This is a genomic window from Delftia deserti (assembly GCF_042653485.1).
In the GTDB taxonomy this organism is placed as follows: domain Bacteria; phylum Pseudomonadota; class Gammaproteobacteria; order Burkholderiales; family Burkholderiaceae_C; genus Comamonas; species Comamonas acidovorans.
In genome coordinates this window covers 2,365,289-2,382,603 of record NZ_JBHSIH010000001.1, presented here as the reverse complement: position 1 = coordinate 2,382,603, position 17,315 = coordinate 2,365,289, and the positions used below count along the sequence as shown (strand labels likewise).

The window sequence follows — 17,315 nt, the reverse complement described above, 5'->3', positions numbered from 1 at the left end:
CGACTTTCTCTCCTGGGTCGTGGTCGCAGTAGTCATGATGTCTCCACGCATACCGACAGGCGGCGGTGAGGTAGCGAATGCGATTCCTGATCGAAGCCGGTGCAAGCGGGCGCCCATCAGCGTTCACGGCTTTCTGAGCGTATTCCCGGCATACCTGAGGAAGTTCAGAGAGCTTCCGGCCTTGGTAGGCCCAGAAGATCAAACAAAGCTCTCGCTCAACATTAGCGCCTTGCTTGAGGGCCGGAGCCCTCTCGGTCAAGTAACAAGTGACAGCGTCCTCGATTGAGCGCTCTTCTTTCTGCAATCCTGTACTTGTCGAATATAGCCGTGCTGATTCTTGCCGGTCGTAGGCGTCAGCCTGGGCTCTAGACCACGTTTTCGGAAGAGCTTTTGTAGCGCGGACTCGGCGCCCGTCAATACGGCGCGAGAACTCGAAAACGTAGCAGCCTCTTTCTTTGTCACGGTAGATCGACATGAGAGTTTGAATTCCATCAAATCAGTTTCATCAAAAATCACCTTTCGCCCGACGCGAAGGCATGGGATAGGGCCGTCGGGGGCGGCCAGTGTATAGACGTAGCGCTTGGAAACTTGCAGAAACTCTGCGGCTTGCTGTGCGTTCATCTGTTCCTCCAAAGAAAAAGCCCCGACTAGCGGGGCGTGGTGTTTTCGGTAAGTGCTGCTCTGATCTCTGCGTACGCCCTGGAGACCAGGCTCCCAGACCATCCGCAATTCACAGAGATCTGGCGCTTCATGCGCAATGGAATTTCCGCAGGCATCAACTGAAAAGCCCTGTACAAAATGTCAAAGTCGTGATCTCCTGGGCCGATCCAGCTGTCCATAAGGACAATGATCTCGCTCAGTGATTCCTTGTCAGACGGCCCATCTGGAGGCATGTGACGCTGTATAACCGTCATGATCGCGTTCAACGTGTCGCGGTCGGTAGTTGCCATGTCATCCCCTCAAATAAAAGAACCCGCTGGTGCGGGCTCTGGTTGCTGGTCCTGTGGCTCGCTTGCTCATGGCTGGTCCTTTCTGGCTCGGATGGCGTCAGCAGCGGCGTCGCAGCCCTTTTCCCAGGCCCACGCGCCGTCGCGCTGGAACTCGCCGGGCACCGGGAGGTCATCGCATGTCTTGGCGGCTTTCTCAAGCGCGCATTTCCACGCCCACTCGACCTTCTCCTGCTCGCTAAGCTCGGCCCACTGGTTCATTGCGTCAGCCTGGGCGTTCCAGGCTGCGATGATCTCTGCGTACGTCATGACGATCCTCCGGTGATGCCAGGCAGCGGGCCGGTGGCCTTTGACGTGAGCCCGGCGCGGCCCTCCTCGGTGAGGTGCAGGCGCGTGACGCGCAAGGGGCCGTCTGAGACAACCTCGCGGCTGGCGATCAGCGATGCGGTCCGATTTTGCGAATTCGCGGTTTTGTCAACCAGCGGTTCTTGCAGATTCGGCGATTTGTCAACCAGACAGGCGTCGTGCTGATCCGTGATCGCCACGAACCACGCCTCGGCCTCGGCGGCGTCGTTGAAGTGCAGGCTGACCGTGGCGCCGCCGTCGATGCTGCTTGCCATCGCGCCGGCACGGTAGCTCAGCGGCAGCGGCTTGCGCGCCTCCAGCTCTGCCAATTGCTGGGTGGCCTGAGCATGCATCTGGGCCTGCATGCGGTGCTGCTGGGCCAGCTGGTCAGCGCGCAGCTTGTGCTCGGCCGTGGCGCGTGCTTCTGCTGCAAGCTTCTCTTCCATCTCTGCCATGCCGACCTCTCGGCCCTGGCGAAATCCTGCCCAGTCTGGCTTGAACTCCTCTTTGGCCTCCAGCTCTGCGATGCGGGCGTATGGGTCGAAGGCGTCCGGCCTCTTGCTGTCTGCATAGCGCTCGGTGATGGCGCGGATTTCGGGGTGGTGCTGGATGCTGCCCAGGGCCAGTTCCGCTGTCATGTGCGGCTTGCTGGCGTGATGCACGGCCCAGCGCTCCACGAACTCCAGCGTCTCGCGCATGGCCTCGTTGTCGGCCTGCAGGCGGCGCAGCTCGGCGGCGGCTGGCTGGAGCCATGCCGCGTAGCCGCAGAAGCCTTCCTCAAGGCCTCGGGCCAGGCGCTCCGCTTCGGAGGGTGTTGGTGCTGTGGTCACGGGGTCTGTCCTTTCTCGGCTGCCAGCAACTGTTCGCTGGCCTCGTGCATCCGCTTCCAGGCTCGCTGCCGTTCTGCGGCGCAGAGCTTGATGATTCGCTGCGTGGCGTCGAAGTGCTCCATGCTGGGCGCGCTGGCACCTTCGAGCATGCTGATCACGGCGTTGAACACGTAGAGATCAGCATTGGCGCGCGTGGCCTCTTCCAGTGTTGCCCGCTTCATGCACGTCCTTTCTGCTGCGCCTGGGCGCGCTTCAGGCGCCACTTGATCTGACGGGCATAGATGTTGTCGGGGGCATGCTCCACCGCGCCATCTCGCATCATCTTTTCCAGCTCACGGCGCACGGGAGCGGCGTTGCCACGGAAGCCGACGCAGTTTGCGATGTGGTATGTCATGGCCCCATCGGAATGAATGTTCAGCATCTTGAGGATCTCTTCGCGCGAAACGCGCTTTGCTTTTTCGGCCATTCAGCTCTCCTTGTGCGCCTGGGCGCGCTGCTTGTCGATGATTGCGTCCCACTCGTCGGCACGGCCACGAATGTCGATGCGCTCGCCGCCGCTGGTGACGTGGTTGGTGGTGGCCTTGAGCCAGCGGTAGCGCTCGGCATCCATGCCGTCCGGTGAGCGCATCCAGAGGACGAGCACGGCCAGGCCGCCGCCGAGGACCCCCAGGCCCAAGGCGAACAGGTAGTTGAGGTCCATGTCAGCTCTCCTTGTGCCCAGTGGGGCGCGCGGGTTCGTTACCAGACACGGAAGCCTCCAGACTTCTCGGCCCAGTCAGCAAATGCGCGCGTTTCCTCAACGAAGTCGCGGCGCACGGGCAGGGTGTAAAGGCGGGTGCGGTCGTCACGCATGCGCTGCTGTTCGCTGGCCGGCATCTTTTCCCACTCGGCATACAGGCTGTCCTGCAGGTCGGCCACCCAGCGAGCGATCTGCGCCATCTGCTTCGCCTCGGAGGCCGAGACCCGGGCGCCATCGTTTGTGGAAACGCACAGTCCATCCTTGCGATTCCGCGCGACGTACTGCCCAGGCACGAAGGCCTTGCCATAGCCCAGGGGCAGGCCAACGCCGGCATCCAACATCCACGGCCACGAGAATCCGCCGGCGTTGAAGTCGCCTGCCGCCTTGTTTCGCGGGTTCAGGGTGTATCCCATGCTCACGTCCCCTTGGCTGCTGCCTGGGCTGCGGCCTTGCGGTTCTTGGGCTGCCGTGCTTCAGCGGCCGCACGGCGCCACCCTTTCGCGCGAGCGTGGTCTTTCCCGTGATCGCCGTTGTCGGGTGGACAGGGCAGGCCGTCTGCGAACATCTTCCTGCCCTCGGCGTCCAGGCCGCCCTCCTTCTGGACCTTCTTGTGCAGGGCCTTGTGTCCGAGGCTGCGGCTCATTGGTCACCGCCTTCCTTGGCCTGGGCTGCGGCTGCGCATGCTGCGGCGGCCGTGTCGCCCTGGCCGCGCGCCAGCACCTTGCGGTCGGGGTTGATGAGCTGAGCGCCGTACATCGGCTTGTCCGTGATCCACGCCATCCAGCCTGTCTGCCGCGTGTACGCCAGCTCGAAGTAGGCGTAGGGGTTGGCATCCAGCAATGCGGCGTGCACGTCCAGCAGGGCCTGCACGGGCGCCAGTGCATCCACTGCAGGCGCAGCAGGTGCTGCCAGAGCGCCCTTGAGCTGATCGCACAGTGGCACAACGATGTGTGCGATACGCTCGCGCAGTTGCCCGGCGCCGTGGTACTTGATCGCGCAGTCGCGCAGGTCGTTGACCAGGCGCGCGGTCTGGTGGTCCTTCCAGGGCGCAGCAGGTGCTGCCATCGGGGCCTTGGATGCAAGGTTGGTCAAAACCATTGCCAAGGTCCCCATGCTGTATCGAATGTTGGGCAGGTCGCTGTATCCCTTGGCCGTGTCTGCAAACCTTGCCCAGTCCAGCAGTTCCTCGCGCGCAACGGGCCAAGCCATGGGTGTGGGCGCAGCAGGTGCCTGGGGCGCTGCTGCCGCGAGGTGAGCCTCAAATTCCAGCAGCGCGCCTTCTGCTGTGGTCGGCTCGCGGTCCTCTGGCTGGGAGTACATCCATTCGATGAATTGGCGAGCCGAGCCGACGGGGGCTGCAGGCGCTTCCAGGGCGGGCGCTGCCGGGGCAGACTGCACTACCGCGCGCGCGGCTGACAAACCATCGGCCCATGTGTTGGGGCACTCGTATCCCGTCCAACTCGGCTCCGAAAGATCGTCAATTGCTGCCAGTGTTGCAGCCCGGTCGATGGCCGGCCCAGCCACAGCGGCAGGCCGATCGGCGCGCATCTCGTGCGCAACACCCTCTGTCGGCTGATCTGCAGCGATGGTTGCTGCGTCGATCAAACCGATACCTTGAGCCCAGGCCGGACCGTTATCAATGGCGAACTGCTGCAGAACGTCGCTGGTCCCGTCCAACCAGCTCGTGAGCACCAGGTCGTCAGGGCGCCGTCCATGGCACAGCAGAGCGATAGCGTCACCGAATCGCTGGAGGTAGGTCGTGGGCTTGCGCCAACCCTCGCCCTGAGGCGCCACAGCGGGAGGCGCTTCCAGGGCGGGCGCTGCCAGTGCTTTGATGCGATCTGCCACGGAGCGCGCGCAATCCTGCATTTCAGAATGGCTGTCGTAGATAGCGCTGTGCTGCAGGTCGGACGCGCAGAGCAGTAGGGAATCATCCTTGTCGCCCTGGGGCGCCACAGCGGCAGGAGCTGCCCCGGCGAGGCCTGCGGCAAACACGTCCCGGCCATACGCCAGCAGTGCTGCGCGGTCTGCGCCGGTGACGAAGTTCAGGGAGTGGGGCGCCATCAGCGACGTCAGGTGCAGGTCGTCGCCGGGCTGGATCTTTGTTGCTGTCATGCTGCTTGCTCCGTGGTGTCGGCGGGGTTGAGGAAGTCGGCGGGGAGCAGGACGCCCAGCTCGTTTGCGGGCCGCCAGCAGAGCGGCTTGCACGTCGCAATCACTGCGTTCAGGACATCGAATGCCTCGCGCAGCTCATCCGGGACCTCGCCGTCTTCTGGCAGGTCGTCCATGAAGTGCTCATTGGGGTCGATGGGCTGCGCGTGCACTGGCTTGCATTGCACGAGGCGAACGTCTGCTGGATTTAGTTCGTGCTCCTCCAGCCAGTCGCTCAGGTCATCGAGGTCGAAGAAGTAGCGATCGCTGTCGAAGACGCACAGCGGCAACAGCTCCTCAGAAAGAGGCGCCTTCGGCATGGCCTGCCACTTGGTCTCGTTCTTTTCAGCGTGGCACGCCTCGCAGTAGGAGCGGTTTTCGACCGGGCCGTGCTCGGGGTTGGCTTCGCAAAGCCTGTGGGTCGATCCACAGTAGCGCGCCATGTGCTCGTCGTTGCCCCAGAACCTACCGCCGCGCGAAACCCAGCCGGTGACGGTCTGAATGCTTGCGGCTTCGGGGGAGCTGGCCAGGATCATTTCGGGCTGTTGCTTCGTTGCTGTCATGAGGCTTCCTTGTTGAGCAGCCGCCAATGCGCTGCAGTGGTTTGGATGACGTGGCCTGCGCGCTGCAGCAACTGCTGGCAGGCCGGGGGTGGGGTCGGGGTCATGGGGCGGAAACAGGAAAGCCCTCGCGGCATGCACCGGGAGGGCTTCGGGGGAGGGGAGTGTCAGGCTCTGACGTCGAGCCGGTTTTTGATCGCCGTTACCTTCTGGTGGTACTCGTTGGCCGCGTACACGCGCTCCAATGCGTCACGAAGCTCTCGCCGCGTGCACTGCTGCTGCATCTCATTGCAGATGCGTAGGGCCTCGTAGATAGCGTCGTACTCTGGCTTGGATGCTCCCCAGGTCTGTGCGCGGTCATGACGGGCGCTGATGGAGCGCATTGCGTCCTGTGCAGCCACCATCGCAGCTTCTGCATCTGGGAAGTAGTCGCTCGCCAGGAACCTGCCCCAGTTGATCCGCAGCGTCAGCGTGTGCCACGTCGATTCGTCGGCAGTGCCTTCGATCAGCGTGGTGGCGAGACCGAGCGGGACAAGCTGTAGCTGAGTCTCGTCTGCCTTGCCGAATCGGATGTTGATGGGCAACTGGATGTGCCCAGCACCACGAACAGGGCGCCGCTGCTTCTTGGCCGCGCGGCGCTGGGCTCTGTTGAGTTGCATGGGGGCCTCAGCTGATGACGAGTCGATCTTTGCGGATGATTTGAGCCCCGCTGACCGGCTGGCCTGCCTTGATGGCAGCCTTGATCTTGGTCTTGCTGGGTTCTGGCGGCTTTGGCTCATTGCAAAGCTCTGGCGGGAACTGATAGCCATCAGACAGCACAACAACCTCATCGCGCCCAAAGTACAGCTTTGCGCCGAACAGGCCGTTTTCATGCTTGACCTCGGTGATGCCGGTAGCCTGCATGCAGTCAGCCATGTATGCCTTGAAGCGGACAAGGCGATCTTCCCGGGCCCTCAGCTTCTCCTGCATCTGCTTGAGCATCGCCTTGGCTGCAGCGATGTTCACTTCTTCATCCTTTGCATAGGCCACGCACGCCACGGCCTTCTGCTCGAACAGGGCCACACTGCCTGCGTAGGATTCGGAAATCTCTCCTGTGTCTGGGTCAATCTCCCCCATGGCCTCGCGCACTTGCTGCGCTGCATCGAACAGAGTGATGTTCATGATTTCTCCAAAAGAAGAGGGCGCCGAAGCGCCCCCTTACGCATCAATAGGGAAAGTCGTCATCGCTCGGGGCAAAACCAGCGTTGGCTGGATGCCCAGCAGGCGGACCGCCGTTTTGCGCATGTCCGGCGCTTTGGCGTGGCGCTGGGCGGTTCTTCAGCGGGCGATCTGCCAGCATGGAAGCCAACGCATCCAGCTTCTTCGCTTGCGTTGCGCGGTCCAGGATCTCGGAGGCAGTGAAGCCGGTAGCCGCCTCGAATGGCGCGACAAGCTCCAGGCGCCATCCTGTTTCGCCAGTCTTTTGGCCATCGCGCATCTTTTCGTATTCCGTGTTGACCAGCACCAAGCCGATAGGCTTGCCAACGAGATCGGGGAACACGTCTGCTTCTTCCTTGTAGCGCTGCTTCGCCTCGTAGTCGTAGCGCTCGACCTCAGCCCGGCCCTCAGACAGGGATTTCAGCTTCATGCAGGCCATGATGGCGTTCACGGCCTTGAAGCCGCCCAGGTACTCGTTTTGGGCATTCATCGTCCAGATGTCGAAGCGCGTGGTCTGCTTCGAATCTGTCTCGAATGTGAAGCCGATGCCGTGCGTTCCCTTCTTCGTGCTCACCAGCTTTTCGGCCCTGGTGAACTTGCCCTTGTACTTCCCCGTTTCGGACAGGTAGTTGCTGACGTTCTCGGCTTCACGAGCTGCTGATGTGTCGAGTTGGTACATTGCGCTTGGTCCTTTGCTTGGTGGCGCTTGGAAAAGAAAAACCGCCCTGTTAGGCGGTTTCGGTGGAGCCGTAGAACTCGCATATCTTTGAGTCCACATCGGCGAGATCGTTGGGTATGTGGTGGTCTTGGAACATGCCCATTGGGGACTTGCAGCAGTCCTGGCCGTTGGTCTGGGTGGCAAATAGGTACTGCCCGTTGATCAGCTCGGTGCGCAGGACGATCGTGAAATAGCCCTCTGGGACAATCATGCTGTCCACCATCTTCCCGACCGTCTTCATCCTCACCTGCCCGGTCTCGTCGGTCTGGGTGTGCGTCATGATGTAGACGCGCCGGTGTTCGGCCAGCTTTCCAGCGGTTTGGAATACGCTCCAGGCGTTCTTGGCGATGTCCGTGAATTTGTCGTAGCCGCGCTCGTTGCTTCGGGAGATCAGCTCGTTGATCAGCACAGCCTGATAGTCGTCAATCACGACGATTTCCTTTGTGCTGCCCTCCAGGATGCGCAGGATCTTTTCAGGGCTGTCGGTGCGAATTACGCTCCCTTGCGGATTCTCTTTGCTGCAAGGCTTCCAGCCGCCTGCGCGGAACGGCAGAGGTTTATTGATGCACTGGATCAGCAGCGTCTTATCTGGGTCCAGGTTGCGCAGGCTCGTTGACTTCCCGCTGCCCGAGTTGCCGAGGATCATTGTTGCAATGGACATGGTTTTTTCCTTGAGTTGCTTGGGGTGCTTGGTCGTGCTCCATTTGTCGGCAGGAGGCTTCCTCTGCCATGGATTCAGCGAGGTCGTAGTGATAGGCCATGGTGATCTCGGTTGCGCTAGAAGGCGCCGGAGTTGATGGCGGCCAGGGCCAGCGTCAATGCGCTGATCCCGAGCCACAGGAAGAGATAGAGCAGGGCGTTCATGGAGCCTCCGCGCTGGCCTTGGCGATCAACTCGTCCAGCCTTTGGACGGAGCCCAGCGGGTAGCCGAAGTAGTTGCCATCCCGCACGAACGCCTGGAACTCCTTGAGCAGATCGAGCATTTCGGGCGCTGCGGCGATCAGCGCCCGGTTCCGTGGGGCAATTGACTCGCCCACCATGTGCCCGCCGTATGCTTCAACATGGTCCGAGCCGCTCATCTCGGGCACAGGGTGATCGGCCACCACGGCGCCATAGTGCTTCCCAATGCGCCACGGGCCGGGGGTGTGTTTGTTCGTCATGCTTTTTCTCCCATGAATTTCTTGAGAGCCTTCTCGGCGAGGTCCACTTCCCAGAAGTGGCTCCAGGAGACGGGCCCAGGGCTGCTCTGGTAGCCGGCCACGCCCGCGCTGTCTTTGACGATGGCCAGCAGGGCCTGGAGCGCGTGCGCCAGCCCGCCGTTGATCTCCGCGATGCGCAGCAGCTCGTCGGTGTTGGGGTGCTCGCGCGTCATGAGCTGGGCTCCTTCTCGCGGGCGCGCAGCATGGCGTCGGCCAGAAAATAGGCGCGCTCCGCAATGGCTTCGCAATAGAGCTTGTCTCCCAGACTGTCTGCAAACACGCCCGCAATTGCCTTGGCTGCGAAGTAGTCGCGCAAGGTCATCCCGCCGCTGGGCGCGATCTCGTAGCGCTCGTCGCCGTCGCTGCTGATGCCGGTGAACTGGGCGTTGAGGCCCGGGAATGCGTATTCGGGCATGGTCATTTCTCCTGTGCACATGTATGGAATCCGTCGGCCCAGATGGGCGTGCCGCCCTCGCATGCCCGGGCTGCGGCGCGTGCAATGCGCTGCTCCTCGGGCGTGGGCTGGGGCTCCTGGGCTTCGGCCTGGCTGCAGCCGACTGTGGCCAGCACAACCAGCACAGCGAGCAGCCAGCCGCCGGGCACGCCATCGGCGTCTGGCTCATGCACCGGGCCGGGCCGCGAGCACTCGCGCAGGTAGCGGGCGTCGGGATCGGGGTTGAAGGGCTCGGAAGGGGTCACTCGTTGCATTGCGGTGGCTCCTGAAAAGCGAAACCCGCCGGGAGGTGCGGGTTCTGGGGGAGTTGGATGGGCGGGGTCATGGGGACTCCTCGGGTTGCAGCAGCCCGTGCTCAACGATGTGTAGCGCGCCGATGGCGGCCGCGAGCGGGATCTGGCCCACGTATTCGTTGATGCAGTTGTTGAGGTCCTGCACCAGCTCGCCAATTTCTGGGTATGGCCTGCCACCAAAATTCGGTCTGGCTACCTTCGCTTCGGCGTTTTCTGCGGCCAAAGATCGGCGCGCCAGGAGCCATACGCACTGCACGTCACTCAGGCCAGCGTTCGATGGGTGGGGGTCATGCACCAGGCGCCCGTCATTCATCACGACCATGTGTGGCGTACCGCGCGGGGAAGTGCCGGACACAAGGTAGTCGGCCTCAAATGAGCGGTTGCCTGGGATCATCACTGCGCTGTAGCCCTGAGACGCGGCGAACGACTCGAACAGCTCCCAGCACTGCTGTGGGCTGCCGCTGGCCGCGAAATCCGGCACCTGGTCGATGCGCAGGCCCAGCATGAAAGCCATAGAACACTGCATGCAGTTGCCAGACCCCGCCACCTGCTTATATCGAATGTTTTCAGGAATATCGGAGCTACGGAATGGGATTCCAGCGTGGTGCAGGCCATCTCTTGCATGGACAGGAGCGGAGCAGCGACGACAGTTGTACGGGTCGGTGCAGCCGTCCAAAGAAGCTGTTCTAGATTCCATCGTCATCTCCTCAGATTGCATCGGCGCAGTGCTGGAGCGCCTGGAGTCCATTGCCAAGATGGCCGCCTGCAATTCCTCCCAGGGCTCCATAAGGTCAGAACAGCGCTCAAGATGTCCTTTGTCCTCGCAGCGCCCCAGCCAAAATGCCATTGCGTTCCACTCTTTTGCCGGGAGTGAAACTGTTTCTACGTCCCCCTCCGATATTGCCGATGCCTCGGGATACTTTTCGAGAGCCGCCCTTGCTGCATCCACGCGAGGCTGTATTGCTTCTGCACAGCCCTCCCATGCCGGATCGCGCTTCGCAGCATCGCGCATATTTCCTTGGGCTATGAACATGTCCGTGAGCAACTGCCTCAAGGCCTCGCGCAGTTCTGCAACTTCAGGGTTCTTCATGGGTATCTCCAAAATCAGATAGCGTCAGCGCTGAACTCCAGCGCCTGGGGTTGTTGGGCGAGCGCGGCGCGCACCAGCTCGGGCGGCATCGGCTCGGAGAACTGGCGCTGCAGCGCGGCTTCGAGCGTGGCGCAGCGGGCTTCGAGTTGCATCAGCCGGAACTCGGCCAGGGCAGGGTGGCGGGCCACGGTTGCGGCGTCAATCAGCATTGCGGGCCTCCTGCATGTCGCGGCGGGCGCGCGCTCGGGCCTGCTGGCACAGCCAGTTGAGAAAGATGACGCCAACGCGGCCGCAGGCCCGCATGTCGGCCGAAGTGATGGACTGCTCGAAGCCGCCGTATCCCTTGGATGCGACCTCCAGTTCCTGAGCAACTGCCAGCGGCATCTTCGGCACCACATCGCACAGGAAGTCTGCAGCGAAGCCCGTGCGCGCGTCCAGGTCGATGTACTCGGCCTTGACCTTGGCGCTCAGGGCCTCGTCCTCGGCGTCGTACTCGCCCAGCTGGTGGGCGTAGGCATCAGCGTCCTGGCTGGCGAGGCATGGGGGGCGGGCGTTCATTGCGGCACCTTGCGACGGTGTGTGTGGTTCATGAATCCCCAGCCTCCTGAGGGCTTGGACGTGTCTGTGTGCCCCTCGCAGTCCGCGCAGAGCGGAGCGCCACACACGAACTGCCCCGTGTGGTCGCATTCCTGCACTGCTTGAGCGCCGCACACACAGCACTTCACGGCGGCATGCTGGGTGCAGATATCGCCATCGCAGGGCGCTTTGCAGGCGCCGCGCCAAGCAAGGTCGTATTTGCAAAAACTCATGGTGTTGCCCCTGTGCGGCCCGCAGGCCATGAAAAAAGGCCCTGCAATGCAGAGCCTGGGTGTAAAGAGCCGCGTGGTGCGCGCAAATCGCTTGCATCCATCTCCGGTGCGCGCGCGGCTGGAAAACCATCACAACTGCAACCGGCAGAGCTGCAGCACTATCCCGAGGGACCCAGTTGCAGATGTGATGGGCCTGGCCTTTAACGTCGCCAGGGCGGACGGCCTACATGGGCTGCTGTAGCCTGTCGCGGATTTCGCTCAGGTCTCGCATGTCGCCTCCTTTCTTGGTTGTCCCTGGGCTTGCCAGGGCGGGGGATCAGCGGGCTTGCATCGCGTTGATCAGGCGCATGGCGGCCTCATCTTGGTCAGCCTGGGTCTTGGCCTGCTCGGCTTCTGACAGCTTGATGGCAAGTTCCTCGTCGCTCATCCCGATCACCTTGGCGATGCCCTGGCGGATCTGGGACGCATCGCTGCGACTCAGCACTACGCCTTCGCTGTTGACCGGCCCAAGCGCGCGAATGAAGTCCGCCGAGTGGGTATAGGGGTGTCTGCTCATCTCTCATCTCCTTGGTGTGCCCCGGCTACGAGCCGGGGGAGGGGGGGCAGGCAATGGCGTAGTCCTTGCCATCCACGACGGTCAGGCTCTCGTGACCGCCGTACTCTTCGACCTCTATGCGCGCGCCCTTGGTCACCCATTCCACTTGCAGTTGCCCACCGCCACCGAGGTAGGCGTTTGGACACTTCTCCTTGGCGATCCGCTCTGCCTTGGCGCGATCCCCGTCGAGCACTGCCTGGACGATCTCCTTGTCGAACAGAAGAATGTCGCGGTACTCGCCATTCCACGAAGACCATCCGGCGCCGTAGCCAGGCGACACCAGGACCGCGATCTGGCCATTCTTTTCGTACTTCTCAGTCATCTCTTGCTCCTGTGTTGAAAAAACGAAGCGCACTCGGCGAATGCGCTTTGGTCTTTCCCCTGATGTCGTTCAGGGCACACGTGCCGCATCGGATGGCGGCAAACACTGCAGGTTCTCCCGGCCGCTGCAGGCCTCCACCCTCGGGCTAGAGAGACGCACACCTCGGCGGGTGCTCAGCTACGGGATTCCTTCGCTGCTCTCAGTCATTGCCGTCACCGCGTCCGCAACACGCACGCCCCTTGAGGCTCGACCTGCCCTCTGCTTCCTGTCGGGCTTCCCGGCTCCGTATCGCTTGCCGAGGTCGTTTCGCGTTTGTTGCTGCGATGGGTGTATTGAACTATAGTTTTCGCATGCCGTCAACTATAGTTTCTCGAAGAATGAACAAAAGTTCAAAAAGCCCTACACTTGAGCCAAGCAGACATGAAAAAGCCCGCACGGGGCGGGCTAGGAGGTTGTGATGGACAGTCTAAAGAACGATGGCACCAAGCACCTGGACATACTTGCCAGTGCAAGCAGGCCAACGCCTGCGTACAGCTACAAGGAGATCATCCTCTTCCTTGAGACGCTAGAAGCAGGATCCGCGCGGTTTCCTCAAATGCTTCAAGCTTGCGATCTCTTGATATGCTTGCAAGAAGACTTGATCGCATCCGCTCAAGGTCGGCTTGCAGAGCTGCAGCGAATGCGGGGTCGTCTTTCCGCTCTCTGAGAAGCGCTGTCAGCGCAGGCATCATTGCCAGTTGTGTGCCTGCAACTGCGTCTAGGTGGTCTTGCAATCTCTCTAACATAGCTCTCCCCCATACAGGCTGTCACGCGATCTTGTAGGCGATGAAACCTGCGATGACTGATAGGACGCCGCCCCACCAGCCAATGCCTCTATCAATCTTCTTCAGGTGCTCCCGCATGTCGTTGATCTGCCAGCGTTGGTTTTCTTCCCACTCGTGTTGCTTGGCATGAAGCCTCTCCAGAAGGCTGATCATTTCTTGAGCATGCCTATCCATTTCTAGGTGATGCCTAGCCTCATCGCTCATCCGTTCTGAACGATCCTCGAAGGCGTCAATCTCATGCATCTTCACATCCTGATCTGTAGGTCGTACGTTGCGCCTGCATCGTCCTGACATTCTCCGAATCCCTGGCTGTTCGTGGTGGAGAATTGGAACTGACAGCGCAGGCCAGATCCATCGGCCGCGCGTGCGATCAAGTTGCCGCCACCCACGCCGGAGCTGGAGCCGAAGCCAGCAAAGCTCTTGCCCTTGCCAGCTGTGCCGAACATGGAGCCAACAGAATCGCCAGATGCGAACACATACTGCCCTCGGTAGAGCTTATCGCCCAAGGTGATCTCTACCGAGCTGTCGTTCTCATGGGCTACACCCTTACCCGTGACAGGCCCTCCGCGCTGCTGGAGATTCAGTTGGTATGAGCAGCCGGCCAACGCCAGGCAGGCGACGGCTCCAATCACTATTTTCCTCATCGCACTCCTCCTTAAAGCTTCTGGCCATTCCAAGCCCAGAGCACACGCCCCAGGACGTTCAATTCCTCGCGCCCATCAAGCACATCCACAGTCTTGATGGACGGGTTATCGCTGCTGATCTCAAAGCTCCCGTCGTACTTCTGTCGCACGCGCTTGATGAAAACCCGCCCGTGCCCCTCAAGCACATAGACGCCATCAATCGTCGGATCTTTGATTCCCGTGTCCACCAGAAGCACATCCCCATCGTTGTATGTGCCCTTCATAGAGTCGCCGTAGCCATGAATGAATCTCAACGCTCGCAAGCTTGATGGCCTGATGCGCTGTTGAAGCCAGGAACGTGAGATTGGCAGGTCGCCTGTGAAGACCTCGCCATCAAGGCCGTCATCTCCCTGTCCCATAGAGCCTGAGTTCGCCAGCAAAGGAACCATCAGCGTGTCCTCGTCGTTCTGCGGGGCTGGCACAAGCGCTGGCACCTCGATCACTTGGACGCGATCCTTCGGCCCTTCCCCCAAGGCCAGCCAGTCAGAAGCCACATTCAGTTCACGCGCTGCCACGGCATTGTTCTCGGCGCTGAAAGTCTTGCTCAGACCCTCAACCACCTTTCGCGCTGCTTGATAGGACACGCCAAGACGCTTGGCAAGCTCCTTGGTGTCCACCTTCGCAGAAGTCATTGCCTCGTTCAGGCGCTCTCTGTAATCAACCATGGTTGTGATCATTGGTTGTTTCAAGAAAACTATAGTTTCCTTTGTGCGTGAACTATGGTTAAATGAGCGCATGACGATCCAGAAAACCGATGCCATAGCTGTGCTGGGCGGCTCGAAGCGCGATGCCGCTTCGGCCCTCGGCGTGTCCTACCAGGCCATTGACAAATGGCCGGAGACCTTGAGCAACAAGGTCGCTGATCGCGTGCTCGCTGCGTGGGCTCGGAGGAACGTGAAGAACCTCCCTGGGCCATTCCGCGCAACCAAGCAAAAGCCCACCTCCCGCTAACCCAACAACAAAGATCCCGAGCCTCCTATGTACGCCGACCGTAAACGACTCTGCAAGAACCGCGTCCCTGTCTATCTGGACGACTACATCTACGAACGCCTGACCCAACTGGTGTCTTTGCAGGGTGGTGAAAAGTCTGTGGTGAGCCGGGATGCTTTCGTTCGCGGCCTGGCGATTTTGGAAGAAGAAGTGCATGCCAAAGAGTGTGCACAGAACAGCGAAAACAAGCGAGACGTAGGTCCAGCCTATGTCAATGCGTGAGTAAGCACTTCTGAGGCACTGAAAATGTTCCGCCCCACACAACCGCCACCAAACCACGTTGCAGAGCTGACCGACGAGCAGCTAAAGCAGGCCAAGCGCATCGCTTCCAAAACAGGCAAGACCCTGGAACAGGTCATTGCCGCAGCAATCAGCCGTGGCGCATCTGCCGCCTACACGGATGTTCTGACGGGCCGCGCGCCTGTTCGGAATCCCAGCTGATTTTTTAAAGCACTGAAATAACACGGAGCAGACATGCGCGACTACGGCAAGGTCCACAGCACGTTCTGGTCAAGCCCCACGACCAGCAGCATGACGGACGATGGAAAGGTGCTGGCCCTGTACCTGCTGACGTGCTCGCACAGCACCATCGCAGGGGTTTTCAGGCTGCCTGATGGGTACGTTTCTGAAGACTTGGGATGGCCTTTGGAAAGGGTTGCTCAAGGGTTCGCGGAACTGTTTGCCAAGGGTTTCGCCAACCGTTGCGCGACCACTAAATGGGTCTGGATTTCCAAGCATTTGGAGTGGAACAAGCCGGAGAACCCAAACCAGCGCAAGTCAGCCGCCAAGATCGCCATCAGCGTGCCCGACGAATGTGGCTGGAGGCTAGAGTTCATGCGGGTTTGCGGCCCATTGCTTGAGATTGAAGCGCCACAAATTTCTAACCCTTCCGAAACCGTTAGCCAACCCTTTCTTAACCAGGAACAGGAACAGGAACAGAAGAGTATTGATGCTACTTCTGCGAAGTCGCCACGTGGCACCGCCTTGGCGGCGGACTGGACCCTTCCTGATGACTGGAAAACCTGGGCAGAGAAGGAACGCCCGGATCTGGACATGGCGAAGGTTGGGGACTCGTTCCGCGATTTCTGGATTGCCAAGCCGGGGAAGGACGGGCGCAAAGCGGACTGGCACGCGACGTGGCGCAACTGGGTGCGGAACCAGCGCCAGGGCTACCAGCACACCCAGGTCAACGGACGGGCAGACACCGCCCCGAGGAACTTCGTGTGATCGGCCACGCCCCCCTGCTGAAGATGCGCCGCGATGGCGTGCTGCCCTACGACGTGGTGCACGTCATCGACGGTGACAGCGAATTCTCAATCGAGCTTGCCCAGCAATGGCACCGCATCCCGAGTTCGGCCAGTGGCCTGCTCACGCCGCACGTGGTCGTTGGCCAGGAAGACAGCCCTGAACGCCTGGACGTGCGGTTCTGCCGCCAGCTGGGGGTTGTGCTGGAAGCCAACCGAGGCCAAGAGCGCGCACAGCGTTTGTTCAAAGCAATCCGGGCAGTTGAGCCAGCCATTCTGTGCTGCGCCATGCCCGACGAAATCTGGTTTTACACGAAGGAGCAAGGCGGCAATGGCAAACGTATTCACGCCTGACGACATCGATTTCGCTGCATACGAGCACGAGACCGATGCGCAGCAAAAGGTGCTTCCGGCATCGTCCTGGGTGCAGGAGCTGATCGACCGGATCCGCAATCCGATCCGTGCCAAGCAGGCCTTCATGCCCTGGCGCAAGACGGCCCAGTTGGTGCAGTTCCGCCCGGGCGAGGTGACGCTGTGGGGCGGCGCTAACGGCAACGGCAAGTCGCTTGTGACGGGGCAAGTCGCGCTGTCGCTGTGCGGCCAGGGCGAGCGCGTGGCAATCGCCTCGTTCGAGATGAAGCCCATCAAGACGCTGGAGCGCATGGGCCGTCAGTGGTCCGGCACCAACCCTGCGCACCCGGCCTATGCAGGCAACGACGACGGCCAGCGCATCCTGATCGACACCTACGAGCAGTTCAGGGACTGGACCGACGACAAGCTGTGGCTGTACGACCAGCAGGGCACCGTGACGACCGCCCAGGTCTGCGCCGTGGTCCGCTACGCCGCTGTTGAGCTCAAGGTCACGCACTTCGTCGTGGACAGCCTGATGAAGTGCGTGCAGGGCGAGGACGACTACAACGGTCAGAAGCTCTTTGTTGACGAGCTCACCGCAATTGCCCGCGACCACGGCATCCACATCCACCTGATCCACCACATCAAGAAGCCGGCCAGCGAGGACCACAAGCCCAACAAGTACGACATGAAGGGCTCGGGCGCCATCACTGACCAGGTGGACAACGTGATCGCCGTGTGGCGCAACAAGCCCAAGGAGCGCAAGCGCGATGAGGGCCTGCTGACCGAGGAAGCCGACGTGAAAGAGCCCGACTGCCTGCTCATTTGCGACAAGCAGCGCAATGGCGAGTGGGAAGGCTCCATCGGCCTCTGGTTCGAGCGCGACAGCCAGCAATTCGTTGCATCCCATGGCGAAGAGCCGCTCGTGCTCTACACGCCCGACATGCAGTAACTCAACGGATCAACAAAGGAGT

At 61.2% G+C, this 17,315-nt stretch carries 33 protein-coding genes; 6 read left to right on the top strand and 27 right to left on the bottom strand.

Going from position 1 to position 17,315, the window contains the following annotated elements; genetic code table 11:
• Positions 1–255: 255 nt before the first annotated feature.
• The 27 genes from ACFPFG_RS11660 to ACFPFG_RS11530 form a co-directional block, all read right to left on the bottom strand.
• Positions 256–621 (bottom strand): helix-turn-helix domain-containing protein, encoded by a 366-nt coding sequence (locus ACFPFG_RS11660; protein WP_380106643.1) that lies wholly within the window; start codon positions 619–621, stop codon positions 256–258.
• A 26-nt stretch (positions 622–647) separates the two neighbouring features.
• Positions 648–950 (bottom strand): hypothetical protein, encoded by a 303-nt coding sequence (locus ACFPFG_RS11655; RefSeq protein WP_380106641.1) that lies wholly within the window; start codon positions 948–950, stop codon positions 648–650.
• A gap of 66 nt (positions 951–1,016) precedes the next feature.
• Entirely contained in the window at positions 1,017–1,256 is a 240-nt protein-coding gene (locus ACFPFG_RS11650) for a hypothetical protein (RefSeq protein ID WP_380106639.1), read from the bottom strand.
• Positions 1,253–2,122 carry a hypothetical protein gene (locus tag ACFPFG_RS11645; protein ID WP_380106638.1) on the bottom strand — a complete coding sequence of 290 codons (870 nt, stop codon included), beginning with the start codon at positions 2,120–2,122 and terminating at the stop codon, positions 1,253–1,255. Before ACFPFG_RS11645 ends, ACFPFG_RS11650 begins: the two co-directional genes overlap by 4 nt.
• The gene (locus ACFPFG_RS11640) at positions 2,119–2,343 is read right to left on the bottom strand and encodes a hypothetical protein (protein ID WP_380105566.1); all 225 of its coding nucleotides are present in this window, start codon (positions 2,341–2,343) and stop codon (positions 2,119–2,121) included. The genes ACFPFG_RS11645 and ACFPFG_RS11640 overlap by 4 nt, the downstream gene beginning before the upstream one ends.
• The gene (locus ACFPFG_RS11635; RefSeq protein ID WP_380105564.1) at positions 2,340–2,588 is read right to left on the bottom strand and encodes a hypothetical protein; all 249 of its coding nucleotides are present in this window, start codon (positions 2,586–2,588) and stop codon (positions 2,340–2,342) included. The genes ACFPFG_RS11640 and ACFPFG_RS11635 overlap by 4 nt, the downstream gene beginning before the upstream one ends.
• Positions 2,589–2,822, bottom strand: a complete 234-nt coding sequence (locus ACFPFG_RS11630; protein ID WP_380105562.1) for a hypothetical protein — start codon at positions 2,820–2,822, stop codon at positions 2,589–2,591.
• A 38-nt stretch (positions 2,823–2,860) separates the two neighbouring features.
• The gene (locus tag ACFPFG_RS11625; protein ID WP_380105560.1) at positions 2,861–3,274 is read right to left on the bottom strand and encodes a hypothetical protein; all 414 of its coding nucleotides are present in this window, start codon (positions 3,272–3,274) and stop codon (positions 2,861–2,863) included.
• A 2-nt stretch (positions 3,275–3,276) separates the two neighbouring features.
• Entirely contained in the window at positions 3,277–3,504 is a 228-nt protein-coding gene (locus ACFPFG_RS11620) for a hypothetical protein (protein WP_380105558.1), read from the bottom strand.
• Positions 3,501–4,976 (bottom strand): hypothetical protein, encoded by a 1,476-nt coding sequence (locus ACFPFG_RS11615; RefSeq protein WP_380106636.1) that lies wholly within the window; start codon positions 4,974–4,976, stop codon positions 3,501–3,503. The genes ACFPFG_RS11620 and ACFPFG_RS11615 overlap by 4 nt, the downstream gene beginning before the upstream one ends.
• Positions 4,973–5,575 (bottom strand): hypothetical protein, encoded by a 603-nt coding sequence (locus ACFPFG_RS11610; protein ID WP_380105554.1) that lies wholly within the window; start codon positions 5,573–5,575, stop codon positions 4,973–4,975. The genes ACFPFG_RS11615 and ACFPFG_RS11610 overlap by 4 nt, the downstream gene beginning before the upstream one ends.
• A 164-nt stretch (positions 5,576–5,739) precedes the next feature.
• Positions 5,740–6,231 carry a hypothetical protein gene (locus ACFPFG_RS11605; RefSeq protein WP_380106496.1) on the bottom strand — a complete coding sequence of 164 codons (492 nt, stop codon included), beginning with the start codon at positions 6,229–6,231 and terminating at the stop codon, positions 5,740–5,742.
• Between the two features lie 7 nt (positions 6,232–6,238).
• Positions 6,239–6,733 (bottom strand): siphovirus Gp157 family protein, encoded by a 495-nt coding sequence (locus ACFPFG_RS11600; protein WP_380106495.1) that lies wholly within the window; start codon positions 6,731–6,733, stop codon positions 6,239–6,241.
• Between the two features lie 43 nt (positions 6,734–6,776).
• Positions 6,777–7,448, bottom strand: coding sequence for a hypothetical protein (locus tag ACFPFG_RS11595; protein ID WP_380106494.1), 672 nt, complete (start codon positions 7,446–7,448; stop codon positions 6,777–6,779).
• A gap of 49 nt (positions 7,449–7,497) precedes the next feature.
• The gene (locus tag ACFPFG_RS11590; protein ID WP_380106492.1) at positions 7,498–8,148 is read right to left on the bottom strand and encodes an ATP-binding protein; all 651 of its coding nucleotides are present in this window, start codon (positions 8,146–8,148) and stop codon (positions 7,498–7,500) included.
• Between the two features lie 199 nt (positions 8,149–8,347).
• Entirely contained in the window at positions 8,348–8,647 is a 300-nt protein-coding gene (locus ACFPFG_RS11585) for a hypothetical protein (RefSeq protein WP_380106490.1), read from the bottom strand.
• Entirely contained in the window at positions 8,644–8,859 is a 216-nt protein-coding gene (locus tag ACFPFG_RS11580) for a hypothetical protein (RefSeq protein WP_380106634.1), read from the bottom strand. The genes ACFPFG_RS11585 and ACFPFG_RS11580 overlap by 4 nt, the downstream gene beginning before the upstream one ends.
• Positions 8,856–9,101: a hypothetical protein gene (locus tag ACFPFG_RS11575; protein WP_380106633.1), complete on the bottom strand. Its 246-nt coding sequence runs from the start codon at positions 9,099–9,101 to the stop codon at positions 8,856–8,858. The genes ACFPFG_RS11580 and ACFPFG_RS11575 overlap by 4 nt, the downstream gene beginning before the upstream one ends.
• Positions 9,102–9,103: 2 nt before the next feature.
• Positions 9,104–9,394 carry a hypothetical protein gene (locus ACFPFG_RS11570; protein WP_380106631.1) on the bottom strand — a complete coding sequence of 97 codons (291 nt, stop codon included), beginning with the start codon at positions 9,392–9,394 and terminating at the stop codon, positions 9,104–9,106.
• A 67-nt stretch (positions 9,395–9,461) separates the two neighbouring features.
• Positions 9,462–10,523 (bottom strand): hypothetical protein, encoded by a 1,062-nt coding sequence (locus tag ACFPFG_RS11565; protein ID WP_380106629.1) that lies wholly within the window; start codon positions 10,521–10,523, stop codon positions 9,462–9,464.
• Positions 10,524–10,537: 14 nt separating this feature from the next.
• Positions 10,538–10,732 (bottom strand): hypothetical protein, encoded by a 195-nt coding sequence (locus ACFPFG_RS11560; RefSeq protein ID WP_380106626.1) that lies wholly within the window; start codon positions 10,730–10,732, stop codon positions 10,538–10,540.
• Complete coding sequence (locus ACFPFG_RS11555) at positions 10,722–11,081, bottom strand: hypothetical protein (RefSeq protein WP_380106625.1); 360 nt, start codon at positions 11,079–11,081, stop codon at positions 10,722–10,724. The genes ACFPFG_RS11560 and ACFPFG_RS11555 overlap by 11 nt, the downstream gene beginning before the upstream one ends.
• A 567-nt stretch (positions 11,082–11,648) precedes the next feature.
• Complete coding sequence (locus ACFPFG_RS11550; protein ID WP_380106623.1) at positions 11,649–11,888, bottom strand: hypothetical protein; 240 nt, start codon at positions 11,886–11,888, stop codon at positions 11,649–11,651.
• A gap of 25 nt (positions 11,889–11,913) precedes the next feature.
• Positions 11,914–12,249, bottom strand: a complete 336-nt coding sequence (locus ACFPFG_RS11545; RefSeq protein ID WP_380106621.1) for a hypothetical protein — start codon at positions 12,247–12,249, stop codon at positions 11,914–11,916.
• A gap of 806 nt (positions 12,250–13,055) precedes the next feature.
• Positions 13,056–13,316, bottom strand: a complete 261-nt coding sequence (locus ACFPFG_RS11540; RefSeq protein ID WP_380106619.1) for a hypothetical protein — start codon at positions 13,314–13,316, stop codon at positions 13,056–13,058.
• A 2-nt stretch (positions 13,317–13,318) separates the two neighbouring features.
• Positions 13,319–13,717 carry a lipoprotein gene (locus ACFPFG_RS11535; RefSeq protein WP_380106617.1) on the bottom strand — a complete coding sequence of 133 codons (399 nt, stop codon included), beginning with the start codon at positions 13,715–13,717 and terminating at the stop codon, positions 13,319–13,321.
• An 11-nt stretch (positions 13,718–13,728) separates the two neighbouring features.
• Complete coding sequence (locus ACFPFG_RS11530) at positions 13,729–14,433, bottom strand: S24 family peptidase (protein WP_380106615.1); 705 nt, start codon at positions 14,431–14,433, stop codon at positions 13,729–13,731.
• Positions 14,434–14,491: 58 nt separating this feature from the next.
• On the opposite strand from ACFPFG_RS11530, the gene ACFPFG_RS11525 reads away from it, so the two are divergent.
• From ACFPFG_RS11525 to ACFPFG_RS11500, 6 genes are read left to right on the top strand one after another with little or no spacing between them, the layout of a single operon-like run.
• A complete protein-coding gene (locus ACFPFG_RS11525; protein ID WP_380106613.1) occupies positions 14,492–14,707 on the top strand; it encodes a helix-turn-helix domain-containing protein in 216 nt (71 codons plus the stop codon).
• Between the two features lie 27 nt (positions 14,708–14,734).
• Positions 14,735–14,968, top strand: coding sequence for a hypothetical protein (locus ACFPFG_RS11520; protein WP_380106611.1), 234 nt, complete (start codon positions 14,735–14,737; stop codon positions 14,966–14,968).
• A 24-nt stretch (positions 14,969–14,992) separates the two neighbouring features.
• The gene (locus ACFPFG_RS11515) at positions 14,993–15,187 is read left to right on the top strand and encodes a hypothetical protein (RefSeq protein WP_380106609.1); all 195 of its coding nucleotides are present in this window, start codon (positions 14,993–14,995) and stop codon (positions 15,185–15,187) included.
• A gap of 33 nt (positions 15,188–15,220) precedes the next feature.
• Entirely contained in the window at positions 15,221–15,973 is a 753-nt protein-coding gene (locus tag ACFPFG_RS11510; RefSeq protein WP_380106607.1) for a hypothetical protein, read from the top strand.
• Positions 15,970–16,344 carry a hypothetical protein gene (locus ACFPFG_RS11505; RefSeq protein WP_380106605.1) on the top strand — a complete coding sequence of 125 codons (375 nt, stop codon included), beginning with the start codon at positions 15,970–15,972 and terminating at the stop codon, positions 16,342–16,344. Before ACFPFG_RS11510 ends, ACFPFG_RS11505 begins: the two co-directional genes overlap by 4 nt.
• A complete protein-coding gene (locus tag ACFPFG_RS11500; RefSeq protein WP_380106603.1) occupies positions 16,322–17,293 on the top strand; it encodes a DnaB-like helicase C-terminal domain-containing protein in 972 nt (323 codons plus the stop codon). Before ACFPFG_RS11505 ends, ACFPFG_RS11500 begins: the two co-directional genes overlap by 23 nt.
• Positions 17,294–17,315: the final 22 nt, after the last annotated feature.